The sequence below is a fragment of the Agrobacterium sp. rho-8.1 genome (assembly GCF_033957725.1).
In the GTDB taxonomy this organism is placed as follows: Bacteria; Pseudomonadota; Alphaproteobacteria; order Rhizobiales; family Rhizobiaceae; genus Agrobacterium.
Genome location: NZ_CP192788.1, coordinates 2967501 through 2984161 on the forward strand (window position 1 = coordinate 2967501; position 16661 = coordinate 2984161).

The following is a 16661-nucleotide window of genomic DNA, read 5'->3' on the forward strand; positions in this document are numbered from 1 at the left end:
TGATGGAGATGCTGGATTGATGTTGCCTGACCGCGCATCACCGGATGATATCTCGAGAAGCTGGTCTTAATGATACGGCCTCGAAGTGCACCGGCGTGCCTTCAATGAGGACTGTATCGACACGTCGATGTCATCAAGAAATGACCTGATTGTAAAAGGTAATCGGGTTGTCGCTCCTTTGGAGCGACTATGGGTGAGCATAGACAATGAGAACGAAGAAGTGAATTAAGGGCATTTGGTGGATGCCTTGGCATGCACAGGCGAAGAAGGACGTGATACGCTGCGATAAGCCGTGGGGAGCTGCGAATAAGCTTTGATCCATGGATTTCCGAATGGGGGAACCCACCTTAAATGCTTGGAGAATCTAAGTTGTGCTTCGGTACGGCTTAGGTTTCCAAGCATTATGATAAGGTATCTGCATCTGAATACATAGGGTGTAAGAAGCGAACTCAGGGAACTGAAACATCTAAGTACCTGAAGGAAAGGACATCAACCGAGACTCCGTAAGTAGTGGCGAGCGAACGCGGACCAGGCCAGTGGCAATGAGGAATAAAGTGGAACACTTTGGAAAAGGTGGCCATAGCGGGTGATAGCCCCGTACACGTAGAACACTCATTGTCCTTGAGTAGGGCGGGACACGTGAAATCCTGTCTGAACATGGGGAGACCACTCTCCAAGCCTAAGTACTCGTGCATGACCGATAGCGAACAAGTACCGTGAGGGAAAGGTGAAAAGCACCCCGACGAGGGGAGTGAAATAGAACCTGAAACCGGATGCCTACAAGCAGTCGGAGCTCGAAAGAGTGACGGCGTACCTTTTGTATAATGGGTCAACGACTTAGTGTAGCAAGCAAGCTTAAGCCGGTAGGTGTAGGCGTAGCGAAAGCGAGTCTGAATAGGGCGTTTAGTTTGTTGCATTAGACCCGAAACCGAGTGATCTAGCCATGAGCAGGCTGAAGGTTGGGTAACACCAACTGGAGGGCCGAACCCATATCTGTTGCAATAGATTGGGATGACTTGTGGCTAGGGGTGAAAGGCCAATCAAACTCGGAAATAGCTGGTTCTCCGCGAAAACTATTTAGGTAGTGCGTCGATCGAATACCCTCGGGGGTAGAGCACTGGATGGGCTATGGGGACTCACCGTCTTACTGATCCTAACCAAACTCCGAATACCGAGGAGTACTAATCGGCAGACACACGGCGGGTGCTAACGTCCGTCGTGAAGAGGGCAACAACCCTGACCTCCAGCTAAGGTCCCCAAGTCATGGCTAAGTGGGAAAGGATGTGAGGATCCCAAAACAACCAGGATGTTGGCTTAGAAGCAGCCATCATTTAAAGAAAGCGTAACAGCTCACTGGTCTAAATAAGGGTCTTTGCGCCGAAAATGTAACGGGGCTAAAGCCATGCACCGAAGCTGAGGATAAGACAGTCGTAGTGGCTGTTTTGTGGTAGCGGAGCGTTCCGTAAGTCTGTGAAGGGGGACCCGTGAGGGCCCCTGGAGATATCGGAAGTGCGAATGTTGACATGAGTAACGATAAAGGGAGTGAGAGACTCCCTCGCCGAAAGACCAAGGGTTCCTGCTTAAAGTTAATCTGAGCAGGGTTAGCCGGCCCCTAAGATGAGGCAGAAATGCGTAGTCGATGGGAACCACGTTAATATTCGTGGGCCTGGTGGTAGTGACGGATCTCGTGTGTTGTTCAACCTTATTGGATTGGTTGGGCGGCGAAGAGGTTCCAGGAAATAGCTCCACCGTATAGACCGTACCCGAAACCGACACAGGTGGTCAGGTAGAGTATACCAAGGCGCTTGAGAGAACTATGTTGAAGGAACTCGGCAAATTGCACGCGTAACTTCGGAAGAAGCGTGACCCTGTTGTACGCAAGTATGTCAGGGTGGCACAGACCAGGGGGTAGCGACTGTTTATCAAAAACACAGGGCTCTGCGAAGTAGCAATACGACGTATAGGGCCTGACGCCTGCCCGGTGCTGGAAGGTTAAAGGGAGGGGTGCAAGCTCTGAACTGAAGCCCCAGTAAACGGCGGCCGTAACTATAACGGTCCTAAGGTAGCGAAATTCCTTGTCGGGTAAGTTCCGACCTGCACGAATGGCGTAACGACTTCCCCGCTGTCTCCAACATAGACTCAGTGAAATTGAATTCCCCGTGAAGATGCGGGGTTCCTGCGGTCAGACGGAAAGACCCCGTGCACCTTTACTATAGCTTTACACTGGCATTCGCCAAGGCATGTGTAGGATAGGTGGTAGGCTTTGAAGCGGGGACGCCAGTTCTCGTGGAGCCATCCTTGAAATACCACCCTTATCTTCGTGGATGTCTAACCGCGGTCCGTTATCCGGATCCGGGACAGTGTATGGTGGGTAGTTTGACTGGGGCGGTCGCCTCCGAAAGAGTAACGGAGGCGCGCGATGGTGGGCTCAGACCGGTCGGAAATCGGTCGTCGAGTGCAATGGCATAAGCCCGCCTGACTGCGAGACTGACAAGTCGAGCAGAGACGAAAGTCGGTCATAGTGATCCGGTGGTCCCGTGTGGAAGGGCCATCGCTCAACGGATAAAAGGTACGCCGGGGATAACAGGCTGATGACCCCCAAGAGTCCATATCGACGGGGTTGTTTGGCACCTCGATGTCGACTCATCGCATCCTGGGGCTGGAGCAGGTCCCAAGGGTATGGCTGTTCGCCATTTAAAGCGGTACGTGAGTTGGGTTCAGAACGTCGTGAGACAGTTCGGTCCCTATCTGCCGTGGGTGTAGGAATATTGACAGGATCTGTCCCTAGTACGAGAGGACCGGGATGGACGTATCTCTGGTGGATCTGTTGTCCTGCCAAGGGCATAGCAGAGTAGCTATATACGGAATGGATAACCGCTGAAGGCATCTAAGCGGGAAACCAACCTGAAAACGAGTGTTCCCTATCAGAGCCGTGGAAGACGACCACGTTGATAGGACGGGTGTGGAAGTGCAGTAATGCATGAAGCTTACCGTTACTAATAGCTCGATCGACTTCTTCGTTCCCATTGATTATGTTCATCAAGCAAAGCTTGATGAAGATCTGTTCTGTCTTCACGCTGACGTGGCCTTCGGCCACTACGCTGCAGACGGCGCGCAAAACGATTTGCGACGGACTATCGTCCTGTAGGGCTGCCCCGCTCAAGCTTGAGTGTGGCACCATACAGGCTCAGCGAGCCGTCGCATCGCGTGATGCGGCCCGTCCGGAGCCCTTCGGGCGTCAGGACAAAACAGATAAGACGTGTAATTAAGACAAAAAGTGGCTCAGCCACCCAGCTTCTCGAAACAACAGTTTCCATGTGAAAACATGAACATGTTGCTTTGGTCAAACGTACACTCGCAAAGGGTGCCGTATCGACCATTGGTGTGCCCTGTGAGCGTCAAGCGAACAGGATAAGCTACACCAATCACAAGCAATCATATGTTCATGCTCCGCATGAACATATGTTGCGTTTTGCCGACCTGGTGGTTATTGCGGGGCGGCTGCACCCGTTCCCATTCCGAACACGGCCGTGAAACGCCCCTGCGCCAATGGTACTCCGTCTTAAGACGCGGGAGAGTAGGTCGCTGCCAGGTCTGCAAAACGCAACACATGATAAAACAAAAATCTTCTCAAACATAAACAAACTTCGGCCCAGCCGATACAAAGGGCCGCATCAAGCGGCCTTTCGTCGTTGAAGCGATAAGCCGAAAACAAATCAAAGATCGGCGTACCAAAAAAAGAGGTGCGTCCCTTACAGGAGACAAGTTGCTACGCAATTTGCTCCGGCACTCCATGTAAACCGCCTTGCGGTGTACATGATCGGTATTTTGCCCAAGGCAAAAACCGGGAAAAAAGCGACATTTTGCTAACGCAAAAGTCGGGTAGTGACGCAAACTCTGCGAGTTTGCTATGGCGGTTTTTGCAAACGCAAAAACCTGGTAACGCGGGGTGGAGCAGCCCGGTAGCTCGTCAGGCTCATAACCTGAAGGCCGCAGGTTCAAATCCTGCCCCCGCAACCAACGAAACTTGTAAATTCTCCCATTCAGTCTCTGCCGCACCGAGAACGGCACGGAAGTGAGACAGAAACTCCAGATTCTCAGCACTATTCCTAAACTCACCCGCCCTAACACGGCAGGCAAACTCGTTTCTGTGACGATCCCGCAAACCGGCGCAGTGTTCCTGAAACGCCTGTATCGAGGCGAAAATGGAAGCCAGGCGACCTACAATCGTTAGGCCGACACACTTTAAAGTGCTCGCCAGGGTTCATTCAACTTGGCTTTCTTCAACAAACGCGACGACACGCTCACGCAACGCAATCGGATGTGACTTGCCCATGGCGATATCCCTTAAAATCAACGGGAATCACGGATCGCCTGATTTGAGAACTATGAACCGCAAAAATCGCGACCGGTTTTAATGGGCTTCGTCCCAGTTGCTGGCTGCCCTTGCGTCCACTTTCAGCGGCACCTTCATGTCTATGGCCGGCAGTGCGGCGCTTTCCATGATGGCGACGACGATTGGGAGGACCTTTTCGATTTCGGGTTCTTCTACCTCGAAGATCAACTCGTCGTGGACCTGGAGGAGCATGCGTGCCGATAGGCCGGATTGATCCAAGGCCGGCTCGATCCGGATCATGGCGCGGCGGATGACGTCGGCGGCTGATCCTTGGATAGGCGCATTGATAGCGGCGCGTTCGTTGAAGGCTCTGACGGAAGGGTTGGACGATCGGATCTCCGGATAATGAATGCGCCGACCGAAGATCGTTTCGACATATCCTCTATCGCGGGCGAAGGTTTTCGTGCTTTCCATATAGTCGCGAATGCCGGGGAAACGCTCGAAATATTTCTTGATATAGTCGCCTGCCTCCGAGCGGCCAATGGCAAGCTGATTGGCCAGACCGAAGGCTGAAATACCGTAGATGATGCCGAAATTGATCGCCTTCGCACGTCGGCGGACATCCGATGGCATGCCCTCGACGGGAACACCGAACATCTCCGACGCGGTCATCGCGTGGATATCGATGTCGTTCTCGAATGCATTTCGCAGCTGCGGAATATCCGCCACATGCGCGAGCACGCGCAGTTCGATCTGACTGTAGTCGGCCGACAACAGCTTGTTGCCCGGTGTCGAGACGAAGGCCGTGCGGATTTTCCGCCCTTCGGCGGTTCGTACTGGAATATTCTGCAAGTTGGGCTCGGACGACGACAGACGTCCCGTGGTCGTAGAGGCTAGCGAGTAGGACGTGTGCACGCGCTTTGTTTGTGGGTGGACGTAAGTGGGAAGCGCGTCGGTGTATGTCGATTTCAATTTCGTCAGCTGACGCCAATCCACGATCTTGCGCGGGAGTTCTGCACCTTCGGCAGCCAGATCCTCCAAGACCTGGGCGGATGTCGACCATTGCCCCGTCTTGGTTTTCGAACCGCCCGGCAGACCCATTCGACCAAAGAGAATGTCTCCGAGTTGCTTAGGCGATCCGATGTTGAATTTCTCACCGGCGAGTTCGTAAATCTCGTCTTCGAAGGCCGCTGCTTTCTGCGCAAGCTCCCCGGAGAGGCGCGACAGGATTTGCCGATCGACGGTAATGCCGCGTTCCTCCATGCGTGCAAGAACAGGCAAAAGCGGACGTTCCAGCCGCTCGTAAACCGCCGTCATCTTGTCGGCAACGAGGCGTGGTTTCAGCACCATCCATAGCCGCAACGTTACATCGGCATCTTCGGCGGCATAGGTCGTTGCCTTGTCGATATCGACGAAATCGAAGGTAACGCCCGACTTGCCGGATCCCGCAACCTCCTTGTAGGAAATCGGCGTGTGGCCCAGCCAGCGTTCGGAAAGCGCGTCCATGCCATGCAGGCCCTTGCCCGCCTCCAGAACATAGGACATCAGCATGGTGTCATCGAAACTCTGCATGACAATGCCGAGACGCTTCACCAGCAGATAATCATATTTGAGGTTTTGTGCGACCTTGAGCACCGAGGGGTCTTCCAGAAGCGATTTCAGCCGGACAAGCGCCTCATCGAACGCGATCTGGTCTGGCGCAAGCTTGATACCATCGCTGAACAGATCGCCGCCCGAGCCGGTTTTGTGATTGAGCGGCACGTACGCTGCACGAATATCGAGGCCGCTTGCATCCTTGCCATTGTCGGCCACCGCCAGGGAAAACCCGACAAGTTCTGCCTGCATAGGGTCAAGCGAGGTGGTTTCCGTGTCGAAGGCCACGACGCCGGTTTCGCGCGCAAGCGCTATCCACCAATCGAGCTCTTCTAAAGTGCGGATCGTTTTGTAGGATGTGATATCGATCTTGGCGGCAGAAAATCCAGCTTCTCGCGACGATGTCAAGGAAGCCGGTCCTGTGCCGTCCATCTTAGATCCGACGGCATCGATATTCCCGACTACATTTTCGCCCGGCGGAACGGGTGAATTCGTTGCTGCATCCATATCCGGGCCATGCGCCTGCGGACCGCGCTCGACCGGCACATGCGCTGCATCAATGGCTGCGGCATCCGCCCCCGTTGTTTCAGCAACGCGCCGTGTCAGCGTGGTAAATTCCATAGCCTTAAGGAAGGCGATCAACTTTGGGCCATCCTGTGGCTCAAGCGTCAGGGCGTCGAGTGGCATTTCCAGCGGTACGTCCGTTCGAAGCGCGACGAGCTGGCGTGACAGACGCGCAAGCTCTGCGTTGGCAACGATATTTTCGCGGCGCTTCTGCTGCTTTATTTCGCCAGCGCGCTCCAGCAGCGTATCGAGATCACCGTATTCGCCCAGCAGCTGTGCTGCCGTTTTCGGCCCAATCCCCGGAATACCGGGAATGTTGTCGGTCGAATCCCCGGTCATGGCTTGCAGGTCGATCATCTTTTCCGGAGCGACGCCCCATTTTTCGATGACATCGGGAACACCGATCTGCTTGTCCTTCATGGCATCGTACATATGCACATTGGCCGAGACGAGCTGCATCAAATCCTTGTCGGATGAGATGATGGTCACGTCAGCGCCGATCGCTTCGGCCTGGCGGGCATAGGTAGCGATGATGTCATCCGCTTCGAAACCCTCGGTCTCGATGCAGGGCAGATTGAAGGCTCGGGTGGCCTGTCGGATCAATCCGAACTGCGGCACCAGATCTTCCGGTGGTGCGGAGCGGTTAGCTTTGTAGAGATCGTAGAGCTCGTTGCGGAAGGTCTTCGAGGAATAGTCGAAAATCACCGCAAAATGCGTAGGCGTCACGCCGACATCGGTGTTGCGCGCATCCTTCAGCAGCTTCCACAGCATGTTGCAGAAACCGGAGACGGCATTGACCGGCAATCCATCCGATTTGCGGTTGAGCGCAGGAATGGCATGGAACGCCCGGAAGATGAAACCGGAGCCGTCAACGAGGAAGAGATGATCGCCTTTTTTCATGGGAAGAAGGGATAGCGCGCCAAAGCGCAAAGGTCTATCGTTGCGATGATTGCCCGACAATATTCTTTGGCACCGTTGCGAGGTCATATGAACAGGAGATCGAGGACCGAAGCTGTTGTGGCAACACTGGTACTGATGATGATCACAGGCATTGCGTCCTGGCTGAACGGTTATTCCAATGGTCTCATCTTCCAGAAAGTCCTGATCGCACCGATGTTCCTGCTCGCAGGCGAAGGACTTCGAGCCCACTTCCCGGAGAATCTTGACGGGAGGCGCAGCATGGCAGGTCAAGCCCAGTTCGAGCTCTTGAACGCGGCGTTACTCGGGGCTTTCATAACCGGTGTGGGATTGAAGACAGATGATAATTTTTGGCGCGCCTTGCTCCTTTTTGTCGTCTTCGTTGTCATCTATGGGAGCTTGAAGATTTCGATGTTCTGGTACAGCCGCAACAGGCGTCAGCGCACCGATTGAACTTCACCGGAACGTTACAAATTTGTAATTCTGCCTTCCCTTGAAAAGCCGTATTTGAAGCCTCATTTCTTAGAGGACGGCGACTGATCACGCCGTAGTCTGATTGCTGGCTCGTCCCCCGCCGCTTCAGATCGGACAAAGGCCTACCCCCCTCTCCGGGCCTTTGTCCTTCAATATGACCGCCATGGCTGTCCCTCCCGGCCATGGCGGTTTTTTATTGCCGTTTTTCGATCCGCATGCTTCGTGAAAGCCAACCGATCTACATCGCATGATATGCAATCGAAGCCATACAGCCGTGTCCAGAGTGGAGATGAGATGCGTTTTTCGAGAAATGATTCGGCGACCTACCTCGCGGCGCAATTGGCAAAAAATTTTTCGAAGGCGCTGAACAGGCGGGCAGTGGCTATCGGGTTCTCTCCCGGTCAGTTTCCTGTCTTGCTGGAACTGTGGAACGAGGATGGTCTCACCCAGCGGCAATTGCTGGATCGCGTGGATGTCGAACAGGCGACGCTTGCCAATACGCTGGCGCGGATGGATCGCGACGGGCTGATTGATCGCAAACCGCATCCAAGAGATCGCCGGGCGCAGATCATCGAACTGACGGAAAAGGGCCGCGAGTTGGAAGTTCAGGCCATTGCCGCGTCGAAGGATACAGACGATACGATGCTGGCGGGGCTTTTGAAGTTCGAACGACAATTGCTGCTCGAATATATGGGCCGCACCATCGACGCGGCGAGAGTGGCCGACCAGAAAATCTGATGTGAAACTGTCGAGTTCGCTCGACCAGGCGCGGTAGAGAGGATTTCATCGCCTTCGGCACAGAGGTGATTTTCCGGCTCGAAACACGGAGGTGTTTGCTCTATTGTTGTGTCATCTTCGCATGACAGGATCGCGTAATGACAGACATATCCCCCGTTCTCTCGGCGGTTGACGACAACCTCAACTCCAGCCTCGACAAGCTTTTCGAATTCGTTCGCATCAAATCCATCTCGACGGACCCGGCCTATAAGGCGGAATGCGGCAAGGCGGCCGATTGGCTGGTTCGCGATTTGACGAAGATTGGCTTTCAGGCATCGTCGCGCGAAACCGCAGGTCATCCTATGGTCGTTGCCCACCATGATGGCGCGACGCCGGATGCGCCGCATGTCCTGTTTTATGGCCATTACGACGTCCAGCCTGTCGATCCTCTCCATCTGTGGGAAAACGAGCCGTTCGATCCTGCGTTGAAGGATATCGGTGAGGGCAGGCAGGTCATCACAGGGCGTGGAACGTCGGATGACAAGGGTCAGTTGATGACCTTCGTCGAAGCGTGCCGAGCCTATAAGCAGGTCCACGGTTCGCTGCCACTGCGCATCACCATTCTGTTTGAGGGCGAAGAGGAATCCGGTTCTCCATCGCTCAAACCCTTTCTCGATGCCAATGCCGATGAACTGAAGGCGGATTACGCGCTGGTGTGTGATACCAGCATGTGGGATCGCGAAACACCGGCGATTGCGGCGGCTCTACGCGGGCTGGTCGGAGAAGAAATCGTGGTGACGGCGGCTGACCGCGATCTTCATTCCGGTCTGTTTGGCGGGGCTGCAGCCAACCCCATCCATATTCTAACGCGTATTCTGGCCGGTCTGCACGATGAGACGGGTCGCATCACCTTGCCGGGCTTCTATGAAGGCGTCGAAGAGACGCCATCCAATATCAAGGCGTCGTGGGATAATCTCGGCCGCACCGCCGAAAGCTTTTTAGGCGAGGTCGGCCTTTCGCTTCCGGCTGGTGAAAAGGGCCGTTCGGTCCTGGAACTGACCTGGGCGCGCCCAACGGCCGAAGTCAACGGCATCATCGGAGGCTACACCGGTGAAGGCTTCAAGACCGTGATTGCGGCAAAGGCATCCGCGAAAGTGTCGTTCCGTCTTGTCGGTAACCAGGACCCTGCCGCGATCCGCGAAAGCTTCCGTACCTATGTGCGTTCCAAAATCCCCGCCGATTGCTCGGTGGAGTTTCACGAGCACGGCGGTTCGCCAGCCATCCAGTTGTCTTATGATTCGCCCGCATTGACGAAAGCGAAGAACGCTCTTTCGGACGAGTGGGCAAAGCCTGCCGTTGTCATCGGCATGGGTGGATCGATTCCCATCGTAGGGGACTTCCAAAAGATGCTGGGCATGGACTCGTTGATGATCGGCTTTGGCCTGACGGATGACCGTATTCATTCACCGAACGAAAAATACGATCTGCAATCGTTCCACAAGGGCATCCGTTCGTGGGTGCGAATTCTGACGGCGTTGGCTGTGAAATGAAAAAACGCCGCCCGGCGACGGGCGGCGTTTTCAAGGCTGATGCCTGAAAAAGCAAAAGGCCGGGGCAAGCCCGACCTTTCCTTACCGTTTCAGCTTCAGTGCCAGTACATCCGTGGTCAAAGCGCATAAAACGGTATGTGTCTCAGCACGGCGCCAGCAAATCCGCTGTCGCTCATGTCTTCCGAAACAGATTGCGCTGGTTTGGTTAACATTTAGTTAACGCTCAACTACCCAATCATTCCGTTCATACGGCCTCGTCAGAGGCTGCTGAAACACTGATGAACTCTATATTTGTTTTGGGTTGAATGTTTTCAAGAGGTGCGCTGAATTTTAACGCAGTCCCGTCTTCAGCGCGCGCGTTTGGGCGGAAGCTCTGCCCAAAGAAAAAGGCCGGTTTGACCCGGCCTTTGACGCATATATCAGACCGGCCCCAAAGCCGATCCAGAGACGAGCTTAAGCAGCGACGATGCTGTCTGCAGACATCTTGCCAGAACGACGGTCCTGAACGAGTTCATAGGTGATCTTCTGACCATCCTTAAGGCCGTTCAGGCCAGCGCGCTCAACTGCGGAGATGTGAACGAAAACGTCCTGTGCGCCATCATCAGGCTGAATGAAGCCGTAGCCCTTGGTTGCGTTGAACCACTTTACTGTACCAGTCGCCATAACGATGTTCCTTCCGTTGGCATTACTTTTGCGCTGAACCTCAGCGCGGTGTTCTCGAATTTGAAGGGAAGATCGTCGTTTACGTCTATGGGGACGCTGAAGCTCTGGTCGTCAAACAAATATCGATGGCGAAACACCTAAGGTTACAGCACCAATAAGTCAAGTTTCTTCGATGACGAAGCCGCGTCAGCAACCTCGAAATTTGCGACCTGATCGTGTAAATTCCTGCAGGAATCCGTAGTATCTCAACTGAAACAGGAATCTAGGAAAGCAAAAACCCGGCGCGGGAGGAGGTGCGCCGGGTTCTTGATACTGACTGACAACTGGGAGGAGGAGTGTTGTCAGTCCAATCGGGCGACGCTGGGAGGAGGAGTGCGTCGCTTCGATGATTCGAAATTACCATATTCGACAGCGATGAACAGTCGAGACATTGCAGCGCAGCATTGCGTATAATGCATACCTCTCTATCAAAACATTGCTTCTCGCAAGCGCAACGCCTAAAGATTACGCATGAGCCTTGATTCCGTCAAAGAATTCTTCGCAAGTCGCGCGCCCGAGATCACCGTTCTGGTGACTGAGGACAGTTCTGCGACCGTGGCTATGGCGGCGCAGGCTCACAATGTCGATCCGGATCAGATTGCAAAGACGATTTGCCTGAGGGCCGGAGACATTATTCTTCTCGTTGTCACGGCTGGCACAAAACGACTGGACAATCGCAAATTCCGCGACCGTTTTGGCGCAAAACCTCGCATGCTTAGTGGTGATGACGTGGTGGAGGTAACCAGTCATCCCGTTGGCGGCGTTTGTCCCTTCGGTCTGCCCTCTGCCTTGCCAGTCTATTGCGACATCTCGCTTAAGGCCTACGCCGAGGTGGTGCCCGCAGCCGGTGCGACCAATGCAGCGGTGCGTATTGCACCCGATCATATGGCAGCACTCACGGCGGCGGAATGGGTCGACGTCTGTCAGTGACGGCAACGTGAAGGTTGAGCGTCCTTAACCCCACCTTAAATCGCCGCATTTAAGCTTCATCGGGATCAAAGGGCGATCACGGGGCAGCACATCGCAGCGCCAAATCATGGAGCAATTTCCCGCTAATGGCAGGTAATGGCAAGTCACGCCAGCGCGTAGAACCTTCTTTCGGGGATTTCAAAGCATCCGGCGATGACCTGCGTCTGGACGAAAGCGAACGCATTACCGGCAACAAGGCGCGGGCTAAGACGTCCAAAGCTTTAGACATGGACGATGCACCTGCACCCAAGCGTCAACGATCGAAATCGTCTCGCATAGCAAAGCGTCAGGCCCGCTCTTCGGGCGGAGGCATGACCGGTTTTATCCGGACATTCGCCTATTGGTGCATCGTGCTTGGCATTTGGGGCGGCATCGGGGTCGCTGGTCTCGTCGCCTACTATGCAGCACGCATGCCCAGCGCCAGCACATGGTCGATTCCCGAGCGTCCGCCCAACCTCAAGATCGTTGCGGTCGATGGTTCTGTTCTGGCCAATCGCGGGACGACGGGCGGTGAAGCTCTGGCGCTCGAGGATATGTCGCCCTACCTGCCGCAAGCCGTCATGGCCATCGAGGACCGGCGTTTCTATTCGCATTTCGGTATCGACCCGTTCGGCCTTGCCCGCGCCATCGTTACCAACATCGTCAGCGGTCGCGCCGTCCAGGGGGGGTCGACGCTGACGCAGCAGCTGGCGAAAAACCTGTTCCTGTCTCCCGACAGAACACTGGAGCGCAAGATCCAGGAAGTTCTGCTGTCGTTCTGGCTGGAGCAGAAATACACCAAGGATCAGATCATGGCGATGTATCTGAACCGGGTCTATTTCGGCTCCAATGCCTACGGCGTGGAAGCGGCATCGCGTCGTTATTTCAACAAATCGGCCCGGGACGTCAATCTGGGTGAAGCCGCGTTGTTGGCCGGATTGCTGAAAGCGCCGTCGCGCCTGTCGCCTGCGCGGGATCCGCAGGCAGCCGAAGAGCGCGCGCAGGTCGTGTTGCAATCCATGCAGGATGTCGGCTTCATAACCGAAGATGAAATCAAAACGGCCATGTCGCAGCCGCCCACCAAGGCCAAGCGCTTCTGGTCGGGTGCAGAACACTACGCCGCCGATATGGTGCTTGAAGAAGTGCGCATGCTGGTGGGCGATGTGAAGCAGGATCTGGTGGTCGATACGACCATTGATCTCGATCTTGAGAAAGAGGCTGAAAAGTCGCTGTCCGACGTCCTGAAAAGCGAGGGCAAGAAGCTCGGCGCATCGCAGGCAGCACTGGCCTCCATCGATGGCACCGGCGCCATCAGGGCCATTGTTGGCGGTGCGGATTATTCACAAAGCCAGTTCAACCGCGCATCCAAGGCCAAGCGCCAGCCGGGTTCGGCTTTCAAACCTTTCGTCTATATCGCGGCGCTCGAAAACGGCCTGACGCCCAATTCGGTGCGCAACGACGCACCGGTGAAGATAGGCAAATGGACACCGGAAAATTACGATCAGAAATATCGCGGCGAGGTCACGCTTGCCACCGCGCTTGCCAATTCGTTGAACACCATTGCAGCTCAGCTGGTCATGGAAGTCGGCCCTGACAGGGTCACCCAGGTCGCGCATCGGATGGGCATCGAATCGGATTTGCAGGCCAATGCCTCGATTGCGCTGGGAACGTCGGAAGTCTCGCTTCTGGAGCTGACCTCGGCTTACGCCCCGATGATGAATGGCGGCTTCAAGGCCACGCCGCACATCGTCAAGCGAATCACCGATTCGGATGGAAAGATTCTCTATGAGAACAAATATGACAATCCACCACGGGTGCTGAGCGAGGCGATTGCCGCGACCATGAACGGCATGTTGACCGGCGTCATCAATGAGGGCACCGGCAAGGCCGCAAAGCTCAAAGGCTGGCAGGCGGCGGGCAAGTCCGGCACGACGCAGTCGTTCCGCGACGCGCTGTTCGTCGGCTATACGAGCACGCTCACCACCGGTGTCTGGTTCGGCAATGACGATGGCACCTCTATGAAAAAGGTGACCGGTGGCGGCCTGCCCGCCAAGGCGTGGAAGGAATTCATGACGGCTGCCCATTCCGGGCTGACGCCGTCGCCGCTCTTCGGTCTTGGCAATTACGGCACCCCTGAGATCGGTCAGCCCATGGCCGACGCACCGACGGCCCTGCCAAAGTCGCTCAGCGATCTCATCTCCAATGCATTGGGTGGAAACGAAGCGCCCGTCCCTGCTAACTATCCGGCAGCACCTGTTGGTCGCGATCAGACGGCATCGAATCCGCAATATCCGCCGGTCGATGCGCCGTCCCAGCAGTTCCCGCAGCAGCAGCAATATGATGGCGGTCCTGTACCCCCGGCCGACATCGGCGGTGGCGGTTCGCAGCAAAGACAGCCCGCACCGAAACAGACGACCCTGTTCGATATCCTGATGGGCAACTGATCCCACGCCTGTCTGGCATCCATATGGATAGCAAAAAGCCCGGTCGAGCCGGGCTTTTTTCGTTTTAGTTGATCTGCTCCGGCGCCGCATTCGGATCGGGCAGGGGAGCCGGATTGGCAGAAAGCGTGCGCAGATAGGCGATGAGATCGGCGCGCTCCGTCTCTTTCTTGATGCCGGCAAAGCCCATGGCCGTACCGGGAACGTGCTTCTTCGGCGCCTCGATGAAGTAGCTGAGGTGGTCGTAGTCCCACTTCACGGTGCTGCCCTTGGAGAAGTCCTTCATGCCCGCCGAATAGCTGAAACCTGCATGACTGGCGATCGGGCGGTTGACGAGGTCATAAAGATTGGGGCCGACTTTGTTGGGGCCGCCGCTCTCCCCGGTGTGACAGCTCGTACACTTCTTGAAGACGGTCTCGCCCTTTGCGGCGTCCGCGCTTGCGAGAAGCTTGGCAATCGGCGTTGCAACGGCTGCGGGTTCACCGCTGGCGCTGTCCGCACTTGTTTCTGCAACAATGGCGTAACCTTCCTTTTCCGGCGCAGGCGCGTGGAAAATTCCCTCGGATGCGATCGACACCGACATCAGGACGAAGATCGTGCCCAATAGGGCACCAACCGCCATGTTAACACGTGAATCCATTGATTTGCGCTCCCTCACAACCGTTCGCATAAACGGACATCTTGAAATTGCTCGAAAGCTATGGCTTTTGCACAGCCTGCGCAACTTGAATATGTTCCCCGCACCGTGACGTATTGCCACTTTTCAGGCGGGATTTGAAGGGTGTTGGATGAATAATAACGTTTTCGAAAAGGCCATTGTCCTTATTCCGGCACGAATGGCCTCTACACGCCTTCCCGGAAAGCCTCTGGCGGATATTGCAGGCCACCCGATGGTCGTTCAGGTTGCAATGCGCGCGCGCGAAGCAGGCGCCGAGCGCATCGTCGTCGCTGTCGATCATCCCGATGTCTTCGACGTCGTGAAAAATGCCGGTTTCGAGGTGACGATGACGAGCCTCGATCACCAGTCAGGTTCCGATCGCATCCATGAGGCGCTGCAAAAGGCCGACCCTTACGGCCGCGCCGAATTTATCATCAACGTCCAGGGCGATCTTCCAACGATCGAGCCGGAAACGATCCGTGCCTCTTTGCGTCCGATGGAAAATGCCTCGACCGATATTGCCACGCTGACGGTCGAAATCACCGATGAGGAAGAAAAGACCAACCCGAGCGTGGTCAAGATCGTCGGTAGCCCGATCTCCGGGACCCGTTTGAGGGCACTTTATTTTACAAGGGCGACGGCACCTTACGGCCAGGGGCCGCTTTACCATCATATCGGGCTCTACACCTATCGCCGCGCGGCACTCGAAAAATTCGTATCCCTGAAGCCGTCGGCCTTGGAAATGCGAGAAAGCCTCGAACAGCTACGGGCGTTGGAAGCAGGCATGCGCATCGATGCGGAAATCGTCCACTCGGTGCCGCTGGGCGTCGACACACAAGTGCAGCTGGACAAGGCGCGCGAAATTTTAGGAAACACCGGCAAATGAATGCGATTGACCTATGAGCAGCAACTCCATTGCCTTCCAGGGCGACTATGGCGCCAATTCCGATATGGCCTGCCGCGATGTCTTTCCGCAGTTGGACCCGCTGCCGTGCCCGACATTCGAGGACGCCTTCAACGCGCTTGAAAACGGTGACGCCGATCTGGCGATGATCCCCATCGAAAACACGCTCGCGGGTCGTGTCGCCGATATTCACCACCTTTTGCCCGAATCACGCCTGCACATCATCGGCGAATATTTCATGCCCATCCGCTTCCAGCTGATGGTGTTGCCGGGTGTGAAGAAGGATGAGATCAAGACCGTTCATAGCCATATTCATGCACTGGGACAGTGCCGCAAGATCATTCGCTCCAACGGTTGGAAACCCGTCGTGGCGGGCGATACGGCCGGTGCGGCAAAGCTGGTCTCCGAACTGGGAGACCGCAGCATGGCAGCGCTTGCGCCGCGGCTGGCGTCAGATCTCTACGGTCTGGAAATCCTGGCGGAGAATGTCGAGGATTCGGAAAACAACGTCACCCGTTTCGTCGTGCTGTCGCGCGAGGAAGACTGGGTAAAGCGGACATCGCCGGAAGAGGTGATCGTCACCACCTTCGTTTTCAATGTCCGCAACATTCCAGCCGCGCTCTACAAGGCCATGGGTGGCTTTGCGACCAATGGCATCAACATGACGAAGCTGGAAAGCTACCAGCTGGGCGGCAAGTTCGTGGCAACGCAATTCTATGCCGATATAGAAGGGCATCCCGAAGACGAGCCGGTGCGTCACGCCCTGGAAGAACTGCGCTTCTTCTCCGAAAAAGTCCGTATTCTCGGCGTCTACAAAGGCCACGCCATGCGACGCAAGCTCAACATCCTCTGAGCT

Annotated in this window: 10 protein-coding genes, 1 tRNA gene and 2 rRNA genes; 10 read left to right on the top strand and 3 right to left on the bottom strand. The window is 55.6% G+C overall.

Translation table 11 applies throughout. The annotated features are described in order from the left end of the window. The first annotated feature begins 214 nt into the window (after positions 1 to 214). From RMR21_RS14430 to RMR21_RS14440, 3 genes are all read left to right on the top strand, one after another. Positions 215 to 3021 (top strand): 23S ribosomal RNA (locus RMR21_RS14430). A 458-nt stretch (positions 3022 to 3479) separates the two neighbouring features. Next, positions 3480 to 3594 (top strand): 5S ribosomal RNA (gene rrf, locus RMR21_RS14435). A gap of 349 nt (positions 3595 to 3943) precedes the next feature. Beyond that, positions 3944 to 4020: transfer RNA gene (locus RMR21_RS14440), tRNA-Met, on the top strand. A 394-nt stretch (positions 4021 to 4414) separates the two neighbouring features. Here RMR21_RS14440 and polA read toward each other — a convergent pair. Next, a complete protein-coding gene (gene polA / locus RMR21_RS14445; RefSeq protein WP_498670184.1) occupies positions 4415 to 7393 on the bottom strand; it encodes a DNA polymerase I in 2979 nt (992 codons plus the stop codon). 87 nt (positions 7394 to 7480) lie between these two features. Between polA and RMR21_RS14450 the strand changes: the two genes are divergently transcribed. The 3 genes from RMR21_RS14450 (at position 7481) to RMR21_RS14460 (ending at position 10152) form a co-directional block, all read left to right on the top strand. Further along, positions 7481 to 7864, top strand: coding sequence for a hypothetical protein (locus tag RMR21_RS14450; RefSeq protein ID WP_498668655.1), 384 nt, complete (start codon positions 7481 to 7483; stop codon positions 7862 to 7864). Positions 7865 to 8179: 315 nt separating this feature from the next. Further along, positions 8180 to 8623: a MarR family winged helix-turn-helix transcriptional regulator gene (locus tag RMR21_RS14455; protein ID WP_498668656.1), complete on the top strand. Its 444-nt coding sequence runs from the start codon at positions 8180 to 8182 to the stop codon at positions 8621 to 8623. Positions 8624 to 8760: 137 nt separating this feature from the next. Continuing rightward, positions 8761 to 10152 carry a dipeptidase gene (locus tag RMR21_RS14460; protein WP_498668657.1) on the top strand — a complete coding sequence of 464 codons (1392 nt, stop codon included), beginning with the start codon at positions 8761 to 8763 and terminating at the stop codon, positions 10150 to 10152. 453 nt (positions 10153 to 10605) lie between these two features. On the opposite strand, the gene RMR21_RS14465 is transcribed toward RMR21_RS14460, so the two are convergent. Further along, positions 10606 to 10815 carry a cold-shock protein gene (locus RMR21_RS14465; RefSeq protein WP_045230211.1) on the bottom strand — a complete coding sequence of 70 codons (210 nt, stop codon included), beginning with the start codon at positions 10813 to 10815 and terminating at the stop codon, positions 10606 to 10608. Between the two features lie 510 nt (positions 10816 to 11325). Between RMR21_RS14465 and RMR21_RS14470 the strand changes: the two genes are divergently transcribed. After that, positions 11326 to 11784, top strand: coding sequence for a YbaK/EbsC family protein (locus RMR21_RS14470; RefSeq protein ID WP_498668658.1), 459 nt, complete (start codon positions 11326 to 11328; stop codon positions 11782 to 11784). Between the two features lie 125 nt (positions 11785 to 11909). Then, a complete protein-coding gene (locus RMR21_RS14475; RefSeq protein ID WP_498668659.1) occupies positions 11910 to 14246 on the top strand; it encodes a transglycosylase domain-containing protein in 2337 nt (778 codons plus the stop codon). A 64-nt stretch (positions 14247 to 14310) separates the two neighbouring features. On the opposite strand, the gene RMR21_RS14480 is transcribed toward RMR21_RS14475, so the two are convergent. Continuing rightward, positions 14311 to 14883 (bottom strand): c-type cytochrome, encoded by a 573-nt coding sequence (locus RMR21_RS14480; protein ID WP_498668660.1) that lies wholly within the window; start codon positions 14881 to 14883, stop codon positions 14311 to 14313. 148 nt (positions 14884 to 15031) lie between these two features. On the opposite strand from RMR21_RS14480, the gene RMR21_RS14485 reads away from it, so the two are divergent. Then, positions 15032 to 15787: a 3-deoxy-manno-octulosonate cytidylyltransferase gene (locus RMR21_RS14485; RefSeq protein ID WP_498668661.1), complete on the top strand. Its 756-nt coding sequence runs from the start codon at positions 15032 to 15034 to the stop codon at positions 15785 to 15787. 13 nt (positions 15788 to 15800) lie between these two features. Then, positions 15801 to 16658, top strand: a complete 858-nt coding sequence (locus tag RMR21_RS14490) for a prephenate dehydratase (protein ID WP_498668662.1) — start codon at positions 15801 to 15803, stop codon at positions 16656 to 16658. The last annotated feature ends 3 nt before the right edge of the window (positions 16659 to 16661 follow it).

What these genes read in the sequence shown, in the direction of transcription:
- polA (WP_498670184.1), bottom strand. Translation starts at nt 7,393, where the DNA reads ATGAAAAAAGGCGATCATCTCTTCCTCGTTGACGGCTCCGGTTTCATC.
- RMR21_RS14450 (WP_498668655.1), top strand. Translation starts at nt 7,481, where the DNA reads ATGAACAGGAGATCGAGGACCGAAGCTGTTGTGGCAACACTGGTACTG.
- RMR21_RS14455 (WP_498668656.1), top strand. Translation starts at nt 8,180, where the DNA reads ATGCGTTTTTCGAGAAATGATTCGGCGACCTACCTCGCGGCGCAATTG.
- RMR21_RS14460 (WP_498668657.1), top strand. Translation starts at nt 8,761, where the DNA reads ATGACAGACATATCCCCCGTTCTCTCGGCGGTTGACGACAACCTCAAC.
- RMR21_RS14465 (WP_045230211.1), bottom strand. Translation starts at nt 10,815, where the DNA reads ATGGCGACTGGTACAGTAAAGTGGTTCAACGCAACCAAGGGCTACGGC.
- RMR21_RS14470 (WP_498668658.1), top strand. Translation starts at nt 11,326, where the DNA reads ATGAGCCTTGATTCCGTCAAAGAATTCTTCGCAAGTCGCGCGCCCGAG.
- RMR21_RS14475 (WP_498668659.1), top strand. Translation starts at nt 11,910, where the DNA reads ATGGCAGGTAATGGCAAGTCACGCCAGCGCGTAGAACCTTCTTTCGGG.
- RMR21_RS14480 (WP_498668660.1), bottom strand. Translation starts at nt 14,883, where the DNA reads ATGGATTCACGTGTTAACATGGCGGTTGGTGCCCTATTGGGCACGATC.
- RMR21_RS14485 (WP_498668661.1), top strand. Translation starts at nt 15,032, where the DNA reads ATGAATAATAACGTTTTCGAAAAGGCCATTGTCCTTATTCCGGCACGA.
- RMR21_RS14490 (WP_498668662.1), top strand. Translation starts at nt 15,801, where the DNA reads ATGAGCAGCAACTCCATTGCCTTCCAGGGCGACTATGGCGCCAATTCC.